At 44.5% G+C, this 18,233-nt stretch carries 17 protein-coding genes and 1 CRISPR repeat array; of the genes, 6 read left to right on the top strand and 11 right to left on the bottom strand.

Features of this window, described 5'->3' with window-relative positions; genetic code table 11:
* Positions 1-37 precede the first annotated feature (37 nt).
* The gene (locus RXV91_RS12455; protein ID WP_316440113.1) at positions 38-1,555 is read right to left on the bottom strand and encodes a hypothetical protein; all 1,518 of its coding nucleotides are present in this window, start codon (positions 1,553-1,555) and stop codon (positions 38-40) included.
* A gap of 304 nt (positions 1,556-1,859) precedes the next feature.
* Here RXV91_RS12455 and RXV91_RS12460 point away from each other — a divergent pair, with 304 nt between their 5' ends.
* Entirely contained in the window at positions 1,860-2,090 is a 231-nt protein-coding gene (locus RXV91_RS12460; protein WP_316440114.1) for a hypothetical protein, read from the top strand.
* 346 nt (positions 2,091-2,436) lie between these two features.
* Here RXV91_RS12460 and RXV91_RS12465 read toward each other — a convergent pair whose 3' ends face one another.
* From RXV91_RS12465 to RXV91_RS12500, 8 genes are all read right to left on the bottom strand, one after another.
* A complete protein-coding gene (locus RXV91_RS12465; RefSeq protein WP_316440115.1) occupies positions 2,437-4,131 on the bottom strand; it encodes an oleate hydratase in 1,695 nt (564 codons plus the stop codon).
* A gap of 584 nt (positions 4,132-4,715) precedes the next feature.
* Positions 4,716-4,913 carry a hypothetical protein gene (locus RXV91_RS12470; protein ID WP_316440116.1) on the bottom strand — a complete coding sequence of 66 codons (198 nt, stop codon included), beginning with the start codon at positions 4,911-4,913 and terminating at the stop codon, positions 4,716-4,718.
* Positions 4,914-5,743: 830 nt separating this feature from the next.
* A complete protein-coding gene (locus tag RXV91_RS12475; RefSeq protein ID WP_316440117.1) occupies positions 5,744-6,199 on the bottom strand; it encodes a nucleoside 2-deoxyribosyltransferase in 456 nt (151 codons plus the stop codon).
* 120 nt (positions 6,200-6,319) lie between these two features.
* Complete coding sequence (locus RXV91_RS12480; protein ID WP_316440118.1) at positions 6,320-7,192, bottom strand: aldo/keto reductase; 873 nt, start codon at positions 7,190-7,192, stop codon at positions 6,320-6,322.
* Positions 7,193-7,268: 76 nt separating this feature from the next.
* Entirely contained in the window at positions 7,269-8,117 is an 849-nt protein-coding gene (locus RXV91_RS12485) for an aldo/keto reductase (protein ID WP_316440120.1), read from the bottom strand.
* Positions 8,118-8,360: 243 nt separating this feature from the next.
* Positions 8,361-9,554 (bottom strand): MFS transporter, encoded by a 1,194-nt coding sequence (locus tag RXV91_RS12490; protein WP_060677520.1) that lies wholly within the window; start codon positions 9,552-9,554, stop codon positions 8,361-8,363.
* 64 nt (positions 9,555-9,618) lie between these two features.
* A complete protein-coding gene (locus tag RXV91_RS12495) occupies positions 9,619-9,918 on the bottom strand; it encodes a helix-turn-helix transcriptional regulator (protein ID WP_033610932.1) in 300 nt (99 codons plus the stop codon).
* Positions 9,919-10,008: 90 nt separating this feature from the next.
* Positions 10,009-11,241 carry an MFS transporter gene (locus RXV91_RS12500; RefSeq protein WP_316440141.1) on the bottom strand — a complete coding sequence of 411 codons (1,233 nt, stop codon included), beginning with the start codon at positions 11,239-11,241 and terminating at the stop codon, positions 10,009-10,011.
* 230 nt (positions 11,242-11,471) lie between these two features.
* Between RXV91_RS12500 and RXV91_RS12505 the strand changes: the two genes are divergently transcribed.
* The gene (locus RXV91_RS12505) at positions 11,472-11,915 is read left to right on the top strand and encodes a LytTR family DNA-binding domain-containing protein (RefSeq protein WP_316440121.1); all 444 of its coding nucleotides are present in this window, start codon (positions 11,472-11,474) and stop codon (positions 11,913-11,915) included.
* Positions 11,912-12,367 carry a DUF3021 domain-containing protein gene (locus RXV91_RS12510; RefSeq protein WP_316440122.1) on the top strand — a complete coding sequence of 152 codons (456 nt, stop codon included), beginning with the start codon at positions 11,912-11,914 and terminating at the stop codon, positions 12,365-12,367. Before RXV91_RS12505 ends, RXV91_RS12510 begins: the two co-directional genes overlap by 4 nt.
* Positions 12,368-12,446: 79 nt before the next feature.
* On the opposite strand, the gene RXV91_RS12515 is transcribed toward RXV91_RS12510, so the two are convergent.
* Complete coding sequence (locus RXV91_RS12515) at positions 12,447-12,869, bottom strand: Hsp20/alpha crystallin family protein (RefSeq protein WP_003641733.1); 423 nt, start codon at positions 12,867-12,869, stop codon at positions 12,447-12,449.
* 145 nt (positions 12,870-13,014) lie between these two features.
* On the bottom strand, positions 13,015-13,488 hold the full coding sequence (locus RXV91_RS12520; protein WP_316440123.1) for a MarR family winged helix-turn-helix transcriptional regulator: 474 nt from the start codon (positions 13,486-13,488) through the stop codon (positions 13,015-13,017).
* Positions 13,489-13,600: 112 nt separating this feature from the next.
* Between RXV91_RS12520 and RXV91_RS12525 the strand changes: the two genes are divergently transcribed.
* The 3 genes from RXV91_RS12525 to RXV91_RS12535 all read left to right on the top strand — a co-directional run bounded on the left by RXV91_RS12525 (position 13,601) and on the right by RXV91_RS12535 (position 17,600).
* On the top strand, positions 13,601-14,203 hold the full coding sequence (locus RXV91_RS12525) for an NAD(P)H-dependent oxidoreductase (protein ID WP_316440124.1): 603 nt from the start codon (positions 13,601-13,603) through the stop codon (positions 14,201-14,203).
* Between the two features lie 65 nt (positions 14,204-14,268).
* The gene (locus tag RXV91_RS12530; protein WP_316440125.1) at positions 14,269-14,463 is read left to right on the top strand and encodes a PspC domain-containing protein; all 195 of its coding nucleotides are present in this window, start codon (positions 14,269-14,271) and stop codon (positions 14,461-14,463) included.
* A gap of 398 nt (positions 14,464-14,861) precedes the next feature.
* Positions 14,862-17,600: a cation-transporting P-type ATPase gene (locus RXV91_RS12535; protein ID WP_316440126.1), complete on the top strand. Its 2,739-nt coding sequence runs from the start codon at positions 14,862-14,864 to the stop codon at positions 17,598-17,600.
* A gap of 64 nt (positions 17,601-17,664) precedes the next feature.
* A CRISPR array of direct repeats spans positions 17,665-18,228; the repeat unit is 36 nt; unit sequence GTTCTAAACCTGTTTGATATGACTACTATTCAAGAC.
* The last annotated feature ends 5 nt before the right edge of the window (positions 18,229-18,233 follow it).

The following is an 18,233-nucleotide window of genomic DNA, read 5'->3' on the forward strand; positions in this document are numbered from 1 at the left end:
TTAAAATCAGTGGCCGTTTTTGTTTCACGTGAAACATTTAGGCTTTCAATAACCAATTCAGTTGTTGTAACGCACGCTGATGGTCACCTTGATATTGACGCGCAATATAATAATAAGCCAACGTTTCATGGGCCGTTGCTTGCCGGTCGACGGGCAATTGATACTGTTGGTCAAAGACCTGTTCAAATGCTTCTAATGTCGGCGCAGCGGGTTGTTCACGCAAACAAAACTGGCGCAGTTCCGATCTAGTCATCCGATCACGGGCAATCGGTTGGCGGTCTTCATGCGCAGCTAAACGTTGCTGTAGTGCTGCTTGCATACCGGCATCCGCATTGTCCGCAAGCCACTGTTGAATTTGTAACCTCGTCGTTTGCGTGGCTAATTGTTCAAACCAAGCCAGCGACAATGATTGGCCCCACCGGGTCGTCAATAAGTGCTCCCAATCCGCACGTTGGGTCACCTGCTGATGATACTGCCAGCCCCAACAACTATTGAAGACATCGTCATAAAAACGCGTCGTTTGTTGTTCATCTAACTGTTGAGTCACCTGATTAAGTGCGGCAACGAACCGATGATCAAGCATGGCTAGGCGCCGAACTTGAATCTTTCCAGTCTGTCGATATTCAGTCACCATTTGCCCGAATTGATAAGAGTTCACCAAAGGGCGTTCGGTCGCTGGTGGCGTAACTTTTTCAAACTGTTGTTTCGCCATTGGTCGCTCCGGACGCATCACGATAATGGCCGCCAGCCGCTGTAAATAACGTTGATAGGCGTGACTCTGGCGCAAGGTTTGCTCGGCCTTCACAGCACTTTGCTGCGCTTGTGCCTGGCGTTGTTGTTGATTGGCCACAATTGCTTGACGTGCCGCCTGCTCAGCCGCTTCGATCACAGCTTGTTCATCATGGACTAACCACTGATAGGTTTGTTCAGCGGGCTTTAGTTCCTGTAATGGTAGTTGCTTGGTACGACGTTTTAGGTACGTCGTGACGGTTTGGGTCGTTGTTTGTCGCAACTTGCGCGCTTGGGGGGCTTGCTCAGCTGGTAATTGCGGTAGCCATGGCTGGGCAAACATGATTGTTGGTACTGTTGGTACAGCGGTAGTCAGTGTCTGATACTGGGCCACCGCATAAAAGTTATCTTCTGTCGTAATCACCATCAAGTAACGCGTTTCGGCGTTCATGAACTTTTTGACGCATTCAGAACCGACAATCAACTCACGATGATTATGCTTGTTTTGAACATGGTACTCATAACGAACCGGCTTATGACACAATTCGCAATGATGCCATGCTTGTCGGCTTTCATTCGGATTAACAACGTACGGCAAGCTCGCCAAAAGTTGCCACTCATGACTACAGTCAGTCAGCCATTGGCCATGATCTTGTAAGATCAAATTACGCACAGTCGGTTTCAAGAAATCGCTGTCAGCCTTTACCGTTACGTGTGCGCGTAATAACGCACTAATTTGTTGGAGCGTGGTCCGCCGTCGAGCTCGTTCACTTAACAGAAAGAAACGATTTTCAGCGGGGGTTATTAAAGTTGTTGCTGCCGGCAATGCCGTCCACCCCTTTCAGTAAAAAATACCGTTCTAGCATACCATAACTTCCCTACTAGATGCGAACGTTAGTTCTTTAATTAACGACAATTTTTAGTGGTCTTACAGTTATCTTGCATCACAGTTCGTTTGTTATCAGGCCTTTAATTATTACGATTAAATCTCGGCACTTTTTGATAATTTTATTGATATTACGATTGTTGTCAAACAGCCCAGGTGCTAAACTATCCGCGAATCAAAAAAGATTCACTTTAAAGGGGATTTTGAAATAAAAAAATTAACATCAGTCGTTGCAACACTTGCTTTGGCATTACCATTGGATGCCAGCCCATTTGCCATGACCACCACGGCTAATGCCGCCACGGTAACCCCAAAAGCCACTACCCATGCACTCACTAAAGTGACTCACTTCCCCGCCATCACGATGCATGCGAAAGCCACCACGACTTTGAATACAATTCACTTTGCCGCCAATCGGGCAATCGCCTTTGTTAGTCCCGTCAAAGCGAAACTAAACACCCCAACGTTAGCCTAACGAAAGCTAAGAAAGTAGCACCAAAATTAATCAAAAAGGCCACCCAGAAGGGCCCTAAAAAGACACCTAAGACTGTAATCAAAAAGCACAGTACGGTCAAAATCACTATTAAACATGCTACACCAAAATTGACGCTTAGAATACCTGCCAAAATTTGATCAATTTCGTAGAAAATAATGAGTAGGCCGATTAGCTAGAAATTTGATCTAAGTTAAGCTAGCGTTTTGACGGCCATTACTAGCAATCACTGTGCAAATTAAAACGCCCCCATGAAAGTCACCTTTCATGGAGAACGTTTTTTTGTTATGCCATCATCAGTATTAACCACTGACAGACAAGCATTTAATTAATCAAACATCTTCTTAGTTGCCTTTAACAAGGTCTTTGGATCCTTATCGTAACGTGGTGTCTTGACCAAGTTATCCATTGGGACCCCAGCAAAGTGATAAGCGGCAATCTCACCAGAGCGGACCGCACTCTGTTCCGTGAAGATCATCTGGTATGGCTGTTCCGCAAATTCACCCGTAAAGGCTAAGTTCGTCGAGTGCTTTGGTAAGACTTCTGGCCGATCAGACTTAGCCCGGTTATTAAAGAGCGCGGAAGCATATGGCATGTATACCGGAATATTGTTCACGATACTGTCCAAGATTTCCTTTTCCTTATCCTTAATATTGCCTGGACCCGGATCCACCTTGGAAAGTTGGCCGATTAATTCTTGAGCCATTTCCTTACCCGTCATCTTGATATACGGCTTGTTAACAAACTCACCTTGACGCCGTGGATACAAGAAGTAGCCCCACAGAACTGTTTCGTTTGGTTGCTGTGTCGTAAAGTGTGGTTGGTGGTGCACCACGATCGACATATTAACATCCTTTTGGTTCAACGGCGTAATTGGCGTAGTTGATAAGAAAGAGTTCAACGCATTCCCGGGTTCCTGGGTGGTGATCCGAACGATTTCATTTAAGAATAAATGGTTCTTAGTCGTCAACGTGAAGCTGACCCATTCGCTAGCATTCCGATCGTTGAAGAACTTATCTGGCGTCCCTAAGTTATAGAACCGCTCAGTGGCCTTTTTCCACAAACTAGCACTGACACCATAATCAATATTTTCGGGTGCGGGCGTGTTGTAATCACCCATCGTTGCAGAATCGGTAATCGAACCGTTAGTAAAGATCACCGCGGTGTCCTCGTCAACTTCGACTTCTTCTGTTTCACCAGTCTGCGCATCCTCAATGACTAAGCCCGTCACCGTAATTTCGTCTTGCATTGGCGTGTCTTTAAATTGCCAGTCCTTAACAATCTTGTTATCAATGAAGGTCACGCCTTGCCCTTGCAAGTACTTGATCAATGGCAAAATCATGCTTTCGAATTGATTGTAACGTGTCCGGTTAACACCAACTAAGTGTTCAATTTGTGTAAATTCATAAATCATTTGATGCATGTAACGCCGCAGTTCTTGAGCAGAGCTTTGCGTTCTAAAGGCAAATGTTGTTTCCCACATGTACCAGAAATTCGTCTGGAACATGTGTGGATCATCCTTGAAGTACTCAGCAATCGAAACGTTGTCAAGCTTCGTTTCTTCACTATCAGGCATCATAATCAACTTAGTCAGCAAAGTCCGATCCTTATTGTTGAATCCTAACTTACCAGCATTAATAATGCCTTTACCGCCCTGCATCAAGCGGGCAATATCATACGTCCGATGTTTCGCATCAAAATCACGCGTATCTTCGGCTGCCGTCATCCCAGGCTCAGTTACCGATGGAATCCGGTCCAATAAATCCATTAAGTCAACGTACGTCCTGTAATTCAACATCCGACCGCCGCGAGCAACGTAGCCGGTTGTGTTCTCCATCGGATGATTCTTATTCCAATACTCATTGGTAAAATCAGTTGTGGCACCACCATCGTTCGCACCGTGCATATCCACACCATAGAATGTGATGTCCTTACCATCCCAATGACCATCTTGAATCAAGTAGACCGCCGCGGCCATGTTCGATAGCCCGGCACCAATCATAATTGCTTTACTTTTGACCATAAATAACGCCCCCAAAATAGGAATTAGATTCTGATAACGCTTACAAGTACATTATACAACTTGGATAGTGATTGTCTAGTTTGAACTAGAAGTTTTTATGTTCTTGGTGCTTTCTTAATATTTGTGCTAGTCAACCAATTTCTGCCCATAGCGTAACACCTTTTGATGACTTTTCTCCAATTAAATACATTGTTTTTAAGAAATATTACAATTTTTCAATTGACCCATCGCTACCACGAGTTCTGACATTTATTACATAACAAATTGATCAAAAAATAATCGGTCAAAATTTTCAAGATTCATTTTTACATTATAGATTTATTGCTATTAAAAATCTGTTTTAAGTATGTTTAAATCTGCCATAGTATTTTCTTATACCCAATCCTATACTAAATGTCAACGCACGCCACCGCTATGCCTAACAGTAAGCGATAAATACACTAAGGTACCCAACAAGCAACTGTACCATATCACACTACACAATATCAGTGCGTCTAAAACGTCTCAGCACAATTCCTTAGAACTTTCACCTGCCAATTTAATAACTGCTATTTAAATCATAACAAAATAAAAAGACGCTATTACTAGCGTCCCAATTCTTTATATAGATAATCTAACAGCGTTTGCGCAGTCTTAACGCTTAAGTTATCTATTGAGCTTTCACCGGTCTTAAGCCGTTGTATAGCCGTGATAGATAATCCTGTATCCTTCCCAATCCGATAAGCAGTTAATTCACTGTCTAATAAGTGTTGTATCTGTTGCGCTATATCAATTCGTTGCACGCTTTTAACCCCCGTGTTATAATGTTTTATGTAAAAGACAAGGCTAGCTGCTCTAACCTTGTCCCGCAAGTACGACGCAATATCTTGGTTGCTATCTCTTATGAGGTAGCTTTTTTATTGCCATTATAAACTTGAACCACATTAGATCAGTTTCATCCCTGATTCTTTTAGCACGGCTCAAGTTTAGAACTGCACGGCTATAAATATAGTACGCGACAGCAAGCATAACTAATGCTTGCACTGTCGCTAGTACAATTGTCAAAATACTGCACCGTTATGACGCATCGCAACACCCCACCCAATTTAAAATTAGTGAAATGTAGGTGTTGACCCGCGCCGTCCTTGCTGAGTATCCCGCGGGGTAATTACTCCCGTTTCATACTGTATTTGAATCATAACACATTTGTGTTATCGCGCCAATAAAAAAGCAACAACTTTTTAAAACTGCTGCTCAAGTAACACGCTCTTTAATAAAAGCTTCCCGTGAAGAACCCCAATAATAAAACCAATTGATACATATGCTAGGAATCCACATATAGTTGCCATTTCAAAACACTTTATAAGGTACTTAATTTATATCAATTTCAGTCACTCCTATAAACTACTCAGATTATGCCGCCCACATAACGATCATACTCTAACCCATTGTCTATAATTAGACTTGCCTCTCGCCTATCCACACCTTCAGCAGGTGTGTAGCCACATTCACTATAGCAACAATTTTGATAGTCACTATTAATTTTTGACCGTCATGTTTCATGTAAGCACGACAAAAAGCGAGCCCCTGAAATGCAGGTGGCTCGCTTTTTTATTTTGACCAACCGTTCAAATTAACGAATAGTCCCTGTATATTGAAAATCATCGGCAGTCGGATCTTGTAGAAAAGCCTTCAAATCGGTCATGTTCTCAATAACCGCTTTACCGGACTTAGCCAGCATCACATTAAAAGTGCCATCAGCTAACGTTTCGCCATAGTAAGCAACTGGTATATCTAAACCATATGCTGTTCCAGTTTCCCAAATAGTTCCCGTATCAAAGCCATCAACCACGGCCACGACTAACTTGGCCCGTTTTAAATGGTCCACATTGTCCGTAAATACCGCGTTTCGATCAGCTTCGGTCGCATCCGGAGTCAAATCGATGCCATCTAGCCGCGGACTGTAATAAGTCAATTCTAACTCGTCCATTAATTTTTCGATCTTAGCTAGCCGTTCTGGTTGGCCCTCAGTAAACCAAGGTCCTGCTAAATAAATTGTTGGCTCATCAATCATCAAACGCGTACTCATTTGCTCAATCCTCTTTCTCATTCAATGTTTATTCATTTTAACCGTCAACCCCATGAATTTCAAGCGTCGTTTAGCTCGTTTTAGGCAAACAAAAAGGTCGGGAATTCCCGACCTAAATACTCATTTAACACTTAATTGACTTAATCCATTAAAATCGGCCGTTGTTAAATCAACGTTGGCGGCTGCCACATTGTCCCGTAAATGCTCAATAGAACTTGTTCCTGGAATCGGTATGATATTATCGGACCGCTTCAATAGCCAAGCTAGGGCAATTTGCGCTGGGCTCACCTGATACTTTTGGGCCATCGTACTTAGGACACTCCCAGCCTGAGCCAGTTCACCCGTTGCTAATGGGAACCATGGCAGAAAAGCCATCTTTTGTGAAGCCGCGTAGTCAACAACGTCATCATCACCGTGATTGGCGACATTACAAAGGTTTTCGATAGCATCAATTTTGGCTACCTTTTGGGCTTCTTTGATTTGATCAACAGTTACTTGGCTCAAACCGATATGCTTGATTTTGCCTTCATCCTGAAGCTTTTTGAGTTCACCGACTTGATCCGCAATCGAGTAATGAGGGTCAATTCGATGTAAGAATACTAGGTCTTCATGGTCGATCCCCAGTGTCATCATCGAAACTTCTACTTGCTGACGCAGATACCGTGGCTCACCAAGTGGCGTCCACACATTCGGTCCCTGCCGCGTTTGACCAACCTTATCAGAAATAAAGATCTGATCACGATTAGCGGCATCCTTCAAGCCCGCCGCTAAGTACCGGTCAGCAAACCATGGACCGTATGAATCGGCGGTATCAAAGAAGTTAACGCCATATTCCAGTGCTTGCTTAACCACCTTGATCCCATTTTCAGGATCAGCGTATGGGCCCCACGTCCCAGGACCTGTTAATTGCATAACACCATAACCCATTCGGTTAACTTTGAATTGATCATCAAACGCGTAAGTACCCGCATTAGCTGCATTAATCGTTATCATCAAATCGCTCCTTATCGTTCATTAATTATGTTCAGTTTACTCCTATCGACCCAAGTGCGGTCAAACATTTTGTTCGTTAACCTTGCGTTGGGTTGTGCATGTAAGAACCAGCCGCATCTGGCAAATCGTTTAAGGCTTGCATATCGGCCACACTAATTGCGAAGTCCAATTGCGTATTCGCTTCAATATGAGCCGGATTAACCGCCTTAGGCAATGGCAAGACCCCATTTTGCAAAACGAAGCGCAACGCTAACTGCGCCACACTGACGCCATATTTATCGGCATAAGCTTGCACTTGCGGATTATCGAGGATTCCGCCCGTCGCTAACGGCGAGTATGCTTCGACAAGCATCTTATGTTCTTCAGAAAACCGGGTAATTTTAGGTTCTGTGAACCCAAGGTAATATTGAATTTGGTTGACCATTGGCGGTATCGTTGCCTGATTGAGAATGTTTTTCAAATCCCGGACAGCAAAGTTAGAGACGCCAATCGCTTTCGCCCGACCGCTTTGATAAATAGCTTCCATCGCTTGCCAAACATCAAGGTTAGCTTCATCGTAAGCCCGACCAACCTGTCCCCATGGCCACGGTGCATGCACCAGGTAAAGATCAACGTAGTCTAAGCCCAAGTTTTTCAATGAACGATTAAAATCACCCAATGCCCCTTGATACGACTTCGTTTCAGCCGGTAATTTAGTCGTTACGAAGATTTGCTCACGTGGAATACCGGAATCACGAATCGCCTGACCAACACTAGCTTCATTGTGATAGGCCAACGCGGTATCGATATGCCGGTATCCCGCTGTTAAGGCCGCACGAACGGCTTGGTACGTTGCATCGCCACCAGGTATCTGCCAAGTTCCGAATGCGACTTTGGGAATGTTGACACCATTTGCTAGTTGATACGTCGTTGTTAACACTGTCATCTTATTTTTGCTCCTTTACTGGTTTTGACTGTCGTTGCTGAGTGGGATCACCTACAAGCCTTGCCCCGATGATCGCCACGCCGACGACCGTTAGAATTTGAATAACCGCCATATTACTGTGGCCTCCTTAATTGAATAGAGGTTAGTGTAATCCCTTAGAGTAACTCTAAGGCAAAGATAAAGTTTCAAAAAAAGAACGAAATTGACTTGGGCCAATCTCGTTCTGCATTATTGTGATATCAATTACTCATAAATCGTTGCATGCTGGAAAATGATGCTGCCGGATAATGCTAGTAACGCGGAAAGAATGATAGCTAACCAGAGTACTGGTCCCCAGCCTAATTGACCGCCTAACCAACCGAATAGTACGGGCCCCACTGCAGCTAACAAATAGCCCGCGGACTGGGCCATACCAGATAAGTCAGCCGTTTCAAACCCATTGGTCGTTTTTTGTGTAAAGAAGACGACTGCCAAACTGAAGGCTGCTCCAGATCCTAATCCTAGCAAGACGCAGGACAGTGCTGCCACCCAAAAACTCGTTCCGGAAAGTAAGATACCACCAATTCCCGCAATAAAACCGACACCTACCACCATAATCATTGCCCAAACGCCGCGCCGATGACCAGAAGTCGCTGGCACTAAATATGACATCGGTAGGCCGCTCAATTGCATGACCGTAACTAAATTGCCAGCCACAATCAAGGAGAAGCCGTGGGCAACAAATACCGTTGGTAACCAAGTCAGTAATGAATAGTAGACTAGTGCTTGCAAGCCGAAAAAGGCCGTAACGACCCACGCTAACGGCCGCCGCCAAACACTCCCGTGAGTTGCCGTTGACTGCCCATCACTCGCGGTCATCGCAACTGTTGGTGCGCGATGATTGTATTTCAAGTTTGGCAACCAGACGACCAAATTAATTAGCCCAATCACCGATAGCACCGCCATCGTTAGTGGTAACGACCAGTGTGCCGCCAACACTCCCGAAAGTCCCGTTCCCAGTGAACCGACTAATAGCATTGAGAGCGTGTATTGACTAGTTGCGACTGGAATCTTCGTCGGAAAATTATCTTTAATAATCGCTGGAATCAAGACGTTGCCACCGTCCGCGCCAATCCCGACTAGTAACGTCCCAATGAAAAGGGCCGCAATCGTTGGGATGACCCGCAGATAACTCCCAACGGCTAGAAAGATCAACATGACATAAATTGTCAGTTCGTTGCCAAATCGCCGCCCCCAATGTGCAATCAATGGGGACATGATGGCAAACGTCAATAATGGAATCGTGGTCAGTAATCCCGCCATCGAGCTCGGCAAACCCAGTGTCCGTTTCAAAGAACTGATTAATCCCGGCATCATTGTAATTGGTAAACGCATATTCGTTGCCGCTAACATCATTCCAAGTGTTAAATAGCGGCTATGTTGATGGGTTGTGGTCATAAGTAGTTAACATCTTCTTTCCAAGATTTTAGTTCGATAATTGTCGAACTAAAAAGCAAAAAAACTAAAGCGTTGCTAAGAACCCCGGTAAAAACCGGTCAAAGGTCGCTAATTGTAAGGATAGATACTTCGTCTGTGCTTCACGTCGCGTATTGGTGAGACCCACTAACCGCAAGGCCTTAAAGTGATAAGAGACGGTTGACTTGCTGATATTTAATTGCGCCCCCACTTCGCTGCAAGTCATTTCCCGTTGTGCTTGATAGAGCACCCGGATAATCCGTAATCGGTTAGCATCGGCCAGTGCTTTGAAAATCGCCACTCGTTGCTGATCAGCCTGATCTTGTTTGCTTATTTCGATATTCATGAAACTAACAATACACCGAATTAACATCATGTTCAAGGACAAGTAACAAAAAAGGCAGCTAGCCAATTTAATAGACTAACTACCAAACACCTAGGAAACTGTCCGTTTGCCGTTCTTCCAAATATCAGGAACTAACCACAAAATTAAACCTAGGTTAATTAACAAAAGTAACGCCGTCATAATGAATACCGCGTTGTAATTGAACCAACCAGCCACCAAACCACCGAGCAAGGCGCCGAACATATTGCCAATAGCTTGAAAAGATTGATTATAGCTAAAAATCGTTGAGGTAAGATGTACTGGCGTATTCTTAGTCAAAACCGTTTGAATCTCTGGATATAGTGCGCCATCGGAAATCCCAATGGCAAACCGCAAAATACCGAGGGCCACGACGCTCGTAACAATGCCTTGTGGGAAATACATGATCACTGCGAAAATATAGCCAAATAACAATACCTTACCAGAACCGTGCTGATCACCATAACGTCCAAGGCGCGGTGCTGAAAAGATGTTTGAAATACCTGGTAAAGCTGCGATAATTCCGGCCACAACCGTAATCGGGCCACGGTAATGCATCAATTCACGAACGTATAAACTAATGATTGGTGCAATCGAGGCGTTTCCAAATTGGACGATGGCCGTCGAACATAACATCACAATAATCAAGCGCGGATTTTGAAACGCTGCCAAAGGATTGCGACTGTCACCTGGTTCACGATGATGTGCGACTGGTTTGAAGTGTTCTTGTACAAAGAACAGACTCAATAAGAATGCCACCATTAATAATCCGGCCGTGATAAAAAACGTGTTTCGAATCGAAAACAATTGGGCAAGGAAGCCCCCAATCACTGGGCCAAACAATTGACCACTAACGGCACCAGTGATCAAAGTGCTCAACGCCCGTCCACTATATTTACGTGGCGTTTGGGACGCGACTAAGGCTTGGGCATTAGAAATAAAGCCCGCAAACACACCTTGTAACGCGCGCAAGGCAACTAGTTGCCAAACATTCGTGACAAAACCCATTAACCCCATCGCAACTGCCATTCCCAGGGACGCGCGCAATAGCATGATCTTACGGCCCTTTTTATCAGCAAGGATGCCCCACAGTGGTGCCGAAATTGCTGAAATCGCGTAATCAGCTGCAAAAGCTAACCCGCTATAAAATGTAATCTGGGCCTTCGTGAAATCACCCAACTGACTAACAAATAATGAAAGAAATGGCATAATTTCGCTAAATGCCATTCCCGCAACGAACGTACAAAACCATAAAACAATCAAATTACGATGCCATGGTCCGCGTTCACGTTCTGCGTCATCCACGCTCGTCATCTCCATATCTAACTGACACTAATTTTCAGTAAGTATTATACCGTTAATTAGCTTATCATATTTAGCGACCACCAGGGACAATTATTTCCCGGGAAATTTTTTGTCATATTTCCTGACCAGTTAGCCCGTTTAGTTGACCAAGTAGCAATAAGCACTAGTGTCAAGCCGCAGTTTTCACTACAATAAGCTTATCAAAATCGCTATTTAAGGGGGAATCAACGATGCACGTCCAGTTAACCATCTCTGAAACGATTCATCAGGTCTTCGTGACCATTCACGGCCCACAGTTAACTCCGGCAATCAAAGAACTACAACGGAATATTGAAGCATTGACTAATCAGCAATTCATCAATGTTTTTCAAGATCGCTCGCTCATTAAGCTGCCACTTCAATCGGTGTCACGTTTTTACACTGCCAATAAACGACTTTATTGTGAAACAACCACTGGTACTTACCTCGTTCACAGCCACTTACACACTTTAATGGACCAACTGCCACCCCACCAATTTCTACGTATTTCTAGTAGTGAAATTGTGCGAATCGCCTGTGTTAAAAATTTTGCCTTAACCAAATGGGGTAGCTTTCAAGTCAACCTAACAACCGGCACAGTCACATACGCATCACGGCGCTATACCCAACAAATTAGAAAGGCGGCACAATTATGAAAAGACTTTGGCATACCCTTTTGGTTGGCGCCATCGGGGGCATCGTTATCGGCTACTTAATGGCCTTGGGGTTCTCAACCTTCTTTAATACCACCTATTTATTTCCTTCTAATCCCACTTTTGTCAGCCACTGGTCCTCGCCCTTAGCCGCCACCCAGCTTTCGACATTATTGTGGATTCTGATTGGTGAAGTTTGGGCATTCAGCAGCTGGCTGTTCGAAATTGAAACGTGGTCAATTACGAAACAAACCATTGCTCATTGTCTGTGTTCTTACCTAGGGATGACCCCACTTGCGATTCTCTGTGGCTGGTTTCCATTAAACGTTCGCTGGTTTGGCTTCTATACCTTGATTTACACCGGAGCCTATATCGGTCTATGGTTAATCGAAATGGTACTCGCCCGCATCAAAGTCATCCAGCTAAACCAACAGCTTACCAACCACCGGTCATAATTCATACCGATTGTTGATGTCAAAAGCGGCCCACCGATTTGATTATCGGTGGGCCGCTCACTTGTTACTGATGATTTAATTATTGAATTTCGATTTGACCGTCATTCGCGCTCGGCTGGGTCTTAGGTAACGTAATCGTTAAGACACCGTCAGCTTGGGATGCCGTAATTTTATCCGCCGCAACGTTTGGTAACATATACTGCCGTTGCAAGGTGCCAGTATGACGCTCATTCATCACAATGTTTTGGTCTTGATCTTCATGATCCACAAAGCTATCTTTTTGAACCTTGATAGACAACACATTGTCACGATAATCCAACTTCACATCTTGCTTATCAATGCCAGGGACATCAACCTTCACTTGATACTGATCATCAGTTTCGTTAATGTCGGTCTTCAATACTTGATCCATGTTTTCCAATGGTGCCCAGAAGGAGCGTGCCATCCGTTCAAACGGATCCAACATGCCGAAATCGTTCCGATTCATTAAAGTATTAGCCATACTAACAATCCCCTTTCAAAATTTCACTTGGCTATTAATACTGGTCAGTAATTCAAATCCTCGTTTGACCTTTCCTGACCTTCGATATATATACTAACACCATTTTGTGGGAATGCAACAATTTAGCACTCGTTTAACTGGAGTGCTAAATTTTAATTTCACGAATCCGTCGCATTAGGCTAACAAAGCGTCTCAGTTCTGCGTCAGAATAGTCATCAGCAATGGCTTGTGCTTTAGCAGCAATGGCCGCGTCCAGTTGCGTGTGTAAACCAGCGACTGCTTCGCCCAGCGTCGTCAATCGTACGAGAATTTCTTTGTTGTTGGTCAAATCCCGATATTTCGTGGCCAATTTCAATCGGGATAATTTAGTCAAACCGCGAGAAATCGTCGCCTGTGAAAGTTCCGTTGGTGCCGGTAGCGACTTAGCTCGACTGGCACCACGCCGTCCCAGATACGCAATAATTTTAATATCCGTCGTCGATAGTTGTTTTAATGCCGCTTGTAATTGCGGATCAGTCGTTTGTTGCATGGCCCAGCGTTTTTCTTGATCATCAACGCTATCCTGCGTCAAAAATTGATTTAATTCCGTCATCAACTGACTAACTAATGGTGTTGTCATTTAAATAGCTCCTTTTAATTCACGTGAATAAATACTTGCATACTAATATTATTAAGTCTATACTATCATTTTGTATTCATTAGAATCAATAAAAACATCTGGAGGTCCCACTATGTTTAAAATTGCAATCATCTTAGGGAGTACCCGGTCACAGGCTAACGGCCGCGCTTTATTTAACCATCTAAAATTAATCATTGACCAATTACCGACTCATTCTCCGATTCACTACCAATTTTTAGATTTGGCCAACTATCAACTTCCCTTTTTCGATGAACCCGAGCCACCGATGGCGAACCCGCACCGCGAGCTACCTGCTAACCAGCAGCAATGGCTCACCGATATGGCTAGTGCGGACGGTTACATTATCCTGACACCCGAATACAATCACGCGATGCCAGCTGGATTGAAAAACGCCTTCGATTTTTTGGCATTCGAAGGCGCCCGTAAACCGGCTAAGATTATCTCATATTCTGACAATATGCGCGGCGGTCAATTTGGGGCGGCCGCACTAGTTCCAGTTCTCCAACGATTAGGAATGGTCGTCCTCCCTAAACCAACGCCCATTGGTAACGTGCCACAAACTCTTCAAAGTAACGGTCACTTTATCGATCACGCGCCCCTGAGCAATCGCTACGATCATGCACTCCACCAAGCTTTGACTGAAATCACCTACTATACCACGGTTCTTACCACTACGCCGTTTCCAACCGATTAAATTAGTAGCGTTATTGAATCAAACCTGCTACATTATAGTTAGCATTATTAAGGGGGAATTAACTTATGAAGATCGATATTCATCGTTCCGCAACGGACCGGGTGATTGCCGGTGTCATTGGTGGAATTGCCGAACATTTCGACTGGAACGCGAACATTACCCGGTTACTATTTGTTGTTTTAGCTATTACACCCATGTTTCCTGGTATCATCGCTTACCTGGTTCTCTGGTTATTAATGAAGGACCCCATCAAGGATTAACCACTATTAACGAACAGTCATCGACTGCTCGTTTTTTGTTCGCTAATACGCGGCCAAACTTTCCGTAGCTAGTTCAATGGCAACAAGAACACCGCCCGCACCCCAATGTCGCGGATCATAGTGCTCTAGTTCAATTTACCCAACAATTCGAGGAAAACCAGTCTTTTTCAGCGACAAACTAGTAAAAATCTGATATATTATTGCAACCAACGTAATAATTAGTCATGAATTTGTCAAATATTTTAATGGCGTTCACCTAGATTGTTCGTATATAATATTATTTATAATAACGCTAATTAAGAAAGGATGTGGCGAAATTGGCCTATTTAACACGCAATAAACGTCGTGATTTTACAGAACCTCACCGGTAATAACTTTATTTTTAAGGAGCGAATTGAATGATAAAAGATGACAATCAGTCGTTAACTTCTAATGAAGAGCAAAACGACACCCAGAACCCTCCCGATGCGGATAACTTATGGCAGCTTGATGAATCAGCCTTAGCCGCAAAGTACGCCACCGATCCTGAGAATGGATTGAGCACTGCTGAAGCTGCCGAACGTTTACAACATAACGGTCGCAACGAACTGGAGACCAAGCGTACATCCCGGTTCGTCCAATTCATCAAGCAGTTTAATAACAGTATTATCTACATTTTGGCCGCAGCGGCGGTCTTAACGTTCTTCATGCACCACTATTCCGATTCCATCGTTATTGGACTGGTCATTATTGCCAATGCCATCATTGGTTATATCCAAGAACGCCAAGCCGGTAATGCGCTAGAACGGATTCGTGAAATGCTGATTTCTAAAAACTTCGTCATTCGTGATGGAAAAAAACTGGAAATTGACGCCCGCGAATTAGTCGTTGGTGACTTAGTCAACTTAGAAGCCGGTGACGCGGTTCCTGCCGATATGCGCTTGATTTCAGCAGATAACTTTAACGTCCAAGAATCCGTGCTGACAGGGGAGACTAATCCCGTGGAGAAACAAGAAGAACCGATGACAGAGACCACGCCGGCTTTGGCTGACCGTAAGAATATGGTTTACGCGTCAACCGCTGTGACTAGCGGTTCGGCTGTCGGCATCGTCACGGCTACCGCCGAAGATACCGAAATCGGTCATATCCAGCAGTCTGTTAGTGACGTCAAACAAACCACTACCCCACTGATGCGTAATCTGAACTCACTGGGAGTCGGCTTATCCATCGCCATCGTGGTGGCGGCCGTCCTATTATTCCTATTAGGAATGGTCATGGATACCTATAGTTTGCCAACTTTACTAATTGCGGTTATTACGATGGTCGTTGGTTCTATGCCAGAAGGGCTACCCGCTAGCACCTCGGTGGTCTTAGCCATGGGAACCCGGCAGATGACAAAGAAAAACGTCATTGTCAAGTCACTACCCGCCGTGGAAACTTTAGGTGCCGTAGATATCGTTAACACCGATAAGACTGGGACGTTGACCAAAAATGAAATGACGGTCACTAAGGTCGTGACGCCTGAGCATACGTTTGACGTGACCGGGGTCGGCTATGATGACAACGGTAGTGTTAACTTCGATGGTCATCTTAAGCTCAACGGTAAGCAGGTCGACTGGCACCAAGATAGCGCGATGGAATGGCTCGTGAAGATTGCCGGGCAAACGACCGACGCTGAGTTGCATTTTGAAAACAATCGCTGGGAACTGACCGGTGAACCAACTGATGGTGCCTTGACAACGCTGTATCGTAAAATGACTGGTCATGATCCTGAAGTTGAAGAAGTCGACTCGCTACCATTCGATTCCGCCTTCCGTTTTTCTGCTCGCCTGGCCGACTTAGATGGTCAACGCTTACTAATGGTCAAGGGCTCCCCCGCGACTGTCCTGCGTTTAACTGACCAAGCTAACCAAACGGCATACTGGGACGACGCCATGGACGACTTAACCGCTGATGGTTTGCGCGTGGTGGCGCTAGCTTACCAAGAAGTCGATGATGACATGACTACCATTGATGCACAAGCCATTGGTGGGCTACATTTAGCTGGCTTAGTCGGAATCATTGACCCGCCTCGTGAAGAAGCGGCTACCGCGATCGCCGAATTACGGCAAGCGGGCGTGCAAGTTAAAATGATTACGGGGGACCACCCTGATACGGCGATGGCAATTGCCAACAAGTTGAACTTGGCCGCCAATGTCAAAGCGATTACTGGTCCTGAAATCGACGCGATGGACGATCAGCAGTTACAAGCACACATCGATGATTATAACGTCTTCGCACGGGCAACACCGAATAACAAATTACGGATTGTTCGTGCTCAACAGGCCAATAATCACGTCGTTTCAATGACTGGTGATGGGGTCAACGACGCCCCGGCCCTCAAGCAAGCCGATATTGGGGTTGCTATGGGAATCAAGGGGACCGAAGTTGCTAAGGAATCCGCCGATATGGTCCTAGCCGATGATGACTTTGCTGATATCGTCGCCGCCGTTCGTGAAGGGCGCCACGTCTTCGATAATATTCGTAAGACAATTCGCTTCTTACTCCCAACTAGTTTCGCGGAAGGCCTCGTTGTCATCATTAGTATTTTAATGGGCCACGAACTTCCGCTGTACCCGACGCAATTACTGTGGATCAATATGGTGTCCGCGCTGACCATCCAGTTTGCGTTCATCTTTGAGCCACCCGAGGCCGGCATCATGGCCCGGGGTCCCCGGAATGTTAAGTCTGGGTTGTTGTCAAAATTAGATTACTTTGAAATCGGCTATGTCTCCTTCCTAATTTCTGGATTGGGGATCTTCGCCTACAACTACTTGACCGCACTTGGATTACCAAATGTCGTCGGTAGTACCATGTCACTGAACATCATCATCTTTGGTAAGATTTTCTACCTCTTCAACTTGCGGAATGACCACCCCGTCATTTCCAAGTACTTCTTCCAAAATAAGATGGCGTTCTACATCATTGGTATTCTGATTCTCTTACAACTGGGAATCATTTACCTACCATTCATGCAATCCGTCTTCCATACGACTAGCATCAACTTCTGGTATGGTTGGGGCATCCCGATTATCTGCGGGATCGTCGTCTTGATTGTGACTGAGTTTGGAAAGTTTATTCGGTTCCGATGGATGGGAAAAGATGGCGTGATTGATTAGTAATTAGTTAATAAATCGAAATGGCTCACCAACTAAAACAGGTTGGTGAGCCATTTTTTAGTATTGTGAAACTGTTTTTGATGTGGCCGCTATTCAAGACAACATAATATGTTACATAATACATTATGCTATTCTAAACCTGCTTGATATGACTACTATTCAAGACACAACAGAGACATCCCATTCGGGCCAATTAGTTCTAAACCTGTTTGATATGACTACTATTCAAGACGACGTTGCCGTTCAGCTTCGGCTGCTGCTTGTTCTAAACCTGTTTGATATGACTACTATTCAAGACTACTCGTTGTTATTACATCGTTATAGTTATGTTCTAAACCTGTTTGATATGACTACTATTCAAGACGGAAGGGTGGGCGGAATTATTAAGAATGAAGTTCTAAACCTGTTTGATATGACTACTATTCAAGACTTGATTCTTCAAATTCTTTCCATCGTTTTGGTTCTAAACCTGTTTGATATGACTACTATTCAAGACCATTCGCGTCACTTCGCGCGCCTGATTTGTGTTCTACACCTGTTTGATATGACTACTATTCAAGACTAATCAATCAATAGTACACCCCTTTAACTTGTTCTAAACCTGTTTGATATGACTACTATTCAAGACTGACA

Source organism: Lactiplantibacillus sp. DA1 (genome assembly GCF_032681335.1).
Classification (GTDB): Bacteria; Bacillota; Bacilli; order Lactobacillales; family Lactobacillaceae; genus Lactiplantibacillus.

Bases quoted from the DNA above. Each gene is read 5' to 3' on its own strand.
- RXV91_RS12505 (WP_316440121.1), top strand. From the start codon at position 11,472: ATGCACGTCCAGTTAACCATCTCTGAAACGATTCATCAGGTCTTCGTG.
- RXV91_RS12535 (WP_316440126.1), top strand. From the start codon at position 14,862: ATGATAAAAGATGACAATCAGTCGTTAACTTCTAATGAAGAGCAAAAC.
- RXV91_RS12510 (WP_316440122.1), top strand. From the start codon at position 11,912: ATGAAAAGACTTTGGCATACCCTTTTGGTTGGCGCCATCGGGGGCATC.
- RXV91_RS12475 (WP_316440117.1), bottom strand. From the start codon at position 6,199: ATGAGTACGCGTTTGATGATTGATGAGCCAACAATTTATTTAGCAGGA.
- RXV91_RS12525 (WP_316440124.1), top strand. From the start codon at position 13,601: ATGTTTAAAATTGCAATCATCTTAGGGAGTACCCGGTCACAGGCTAAC.
- RXV91_RS12515 (WP_003641733.1), bottom strand. From the start codon at position 12,869: ATGGCTAATACTTTAATGAATCGGAACGATTTCGGCATGTTGGATCCG.
- RXV91_RS12495 (WP_033610932.1), bottom strand. From the start codon at position 9,918: ATGAATATCGAAATAAGCAAACAAGATCAGGCTGATCAGCAACGAGTG.
- RXV91_RS12465 (WP_316440115.1), bottom strand. From the start codon at position 4,131: ATGGTCAAAAGTAAAGCAATTATGATTGGTGCCGGGCTATCGAACATG.
- RXV91_RS12530 (WP_316440125.1), top strand. From the start codon at position 14,269: ATGAAGATCGATATTCATCGTTCCGCAACGGACCGGGTGATTGCCGGT.
- RXV91_RS12490 (WP_060677520.1), bottom strand. From the start codon at position 9,554: ATGACCACAACCCATCAACATAGCCGCTATTTAACACTTGGAATGATG.
- RXV91_RS12520 (WP_316440123.1), bottom strand. From the start codon at position 13,488: ATGACAACACCATTAGTTAGTCAGTTGATGACGGAATTAAATCAATTT.
- RXV91_RS12480 (WP_316440118.1), bottom strand. From the start codon at position 7,192: ATGATAACGATTAATGCAGCTAATGCGGGTACTTACGCGTTTGATGAT.
- RXV91_RS12485 (WP_316440120.1), bottom strand. From the start codon at position 8,117: ATGACAGTGTTAACAACGACGTATCAACTAGCAAATGGTGTCAACATT.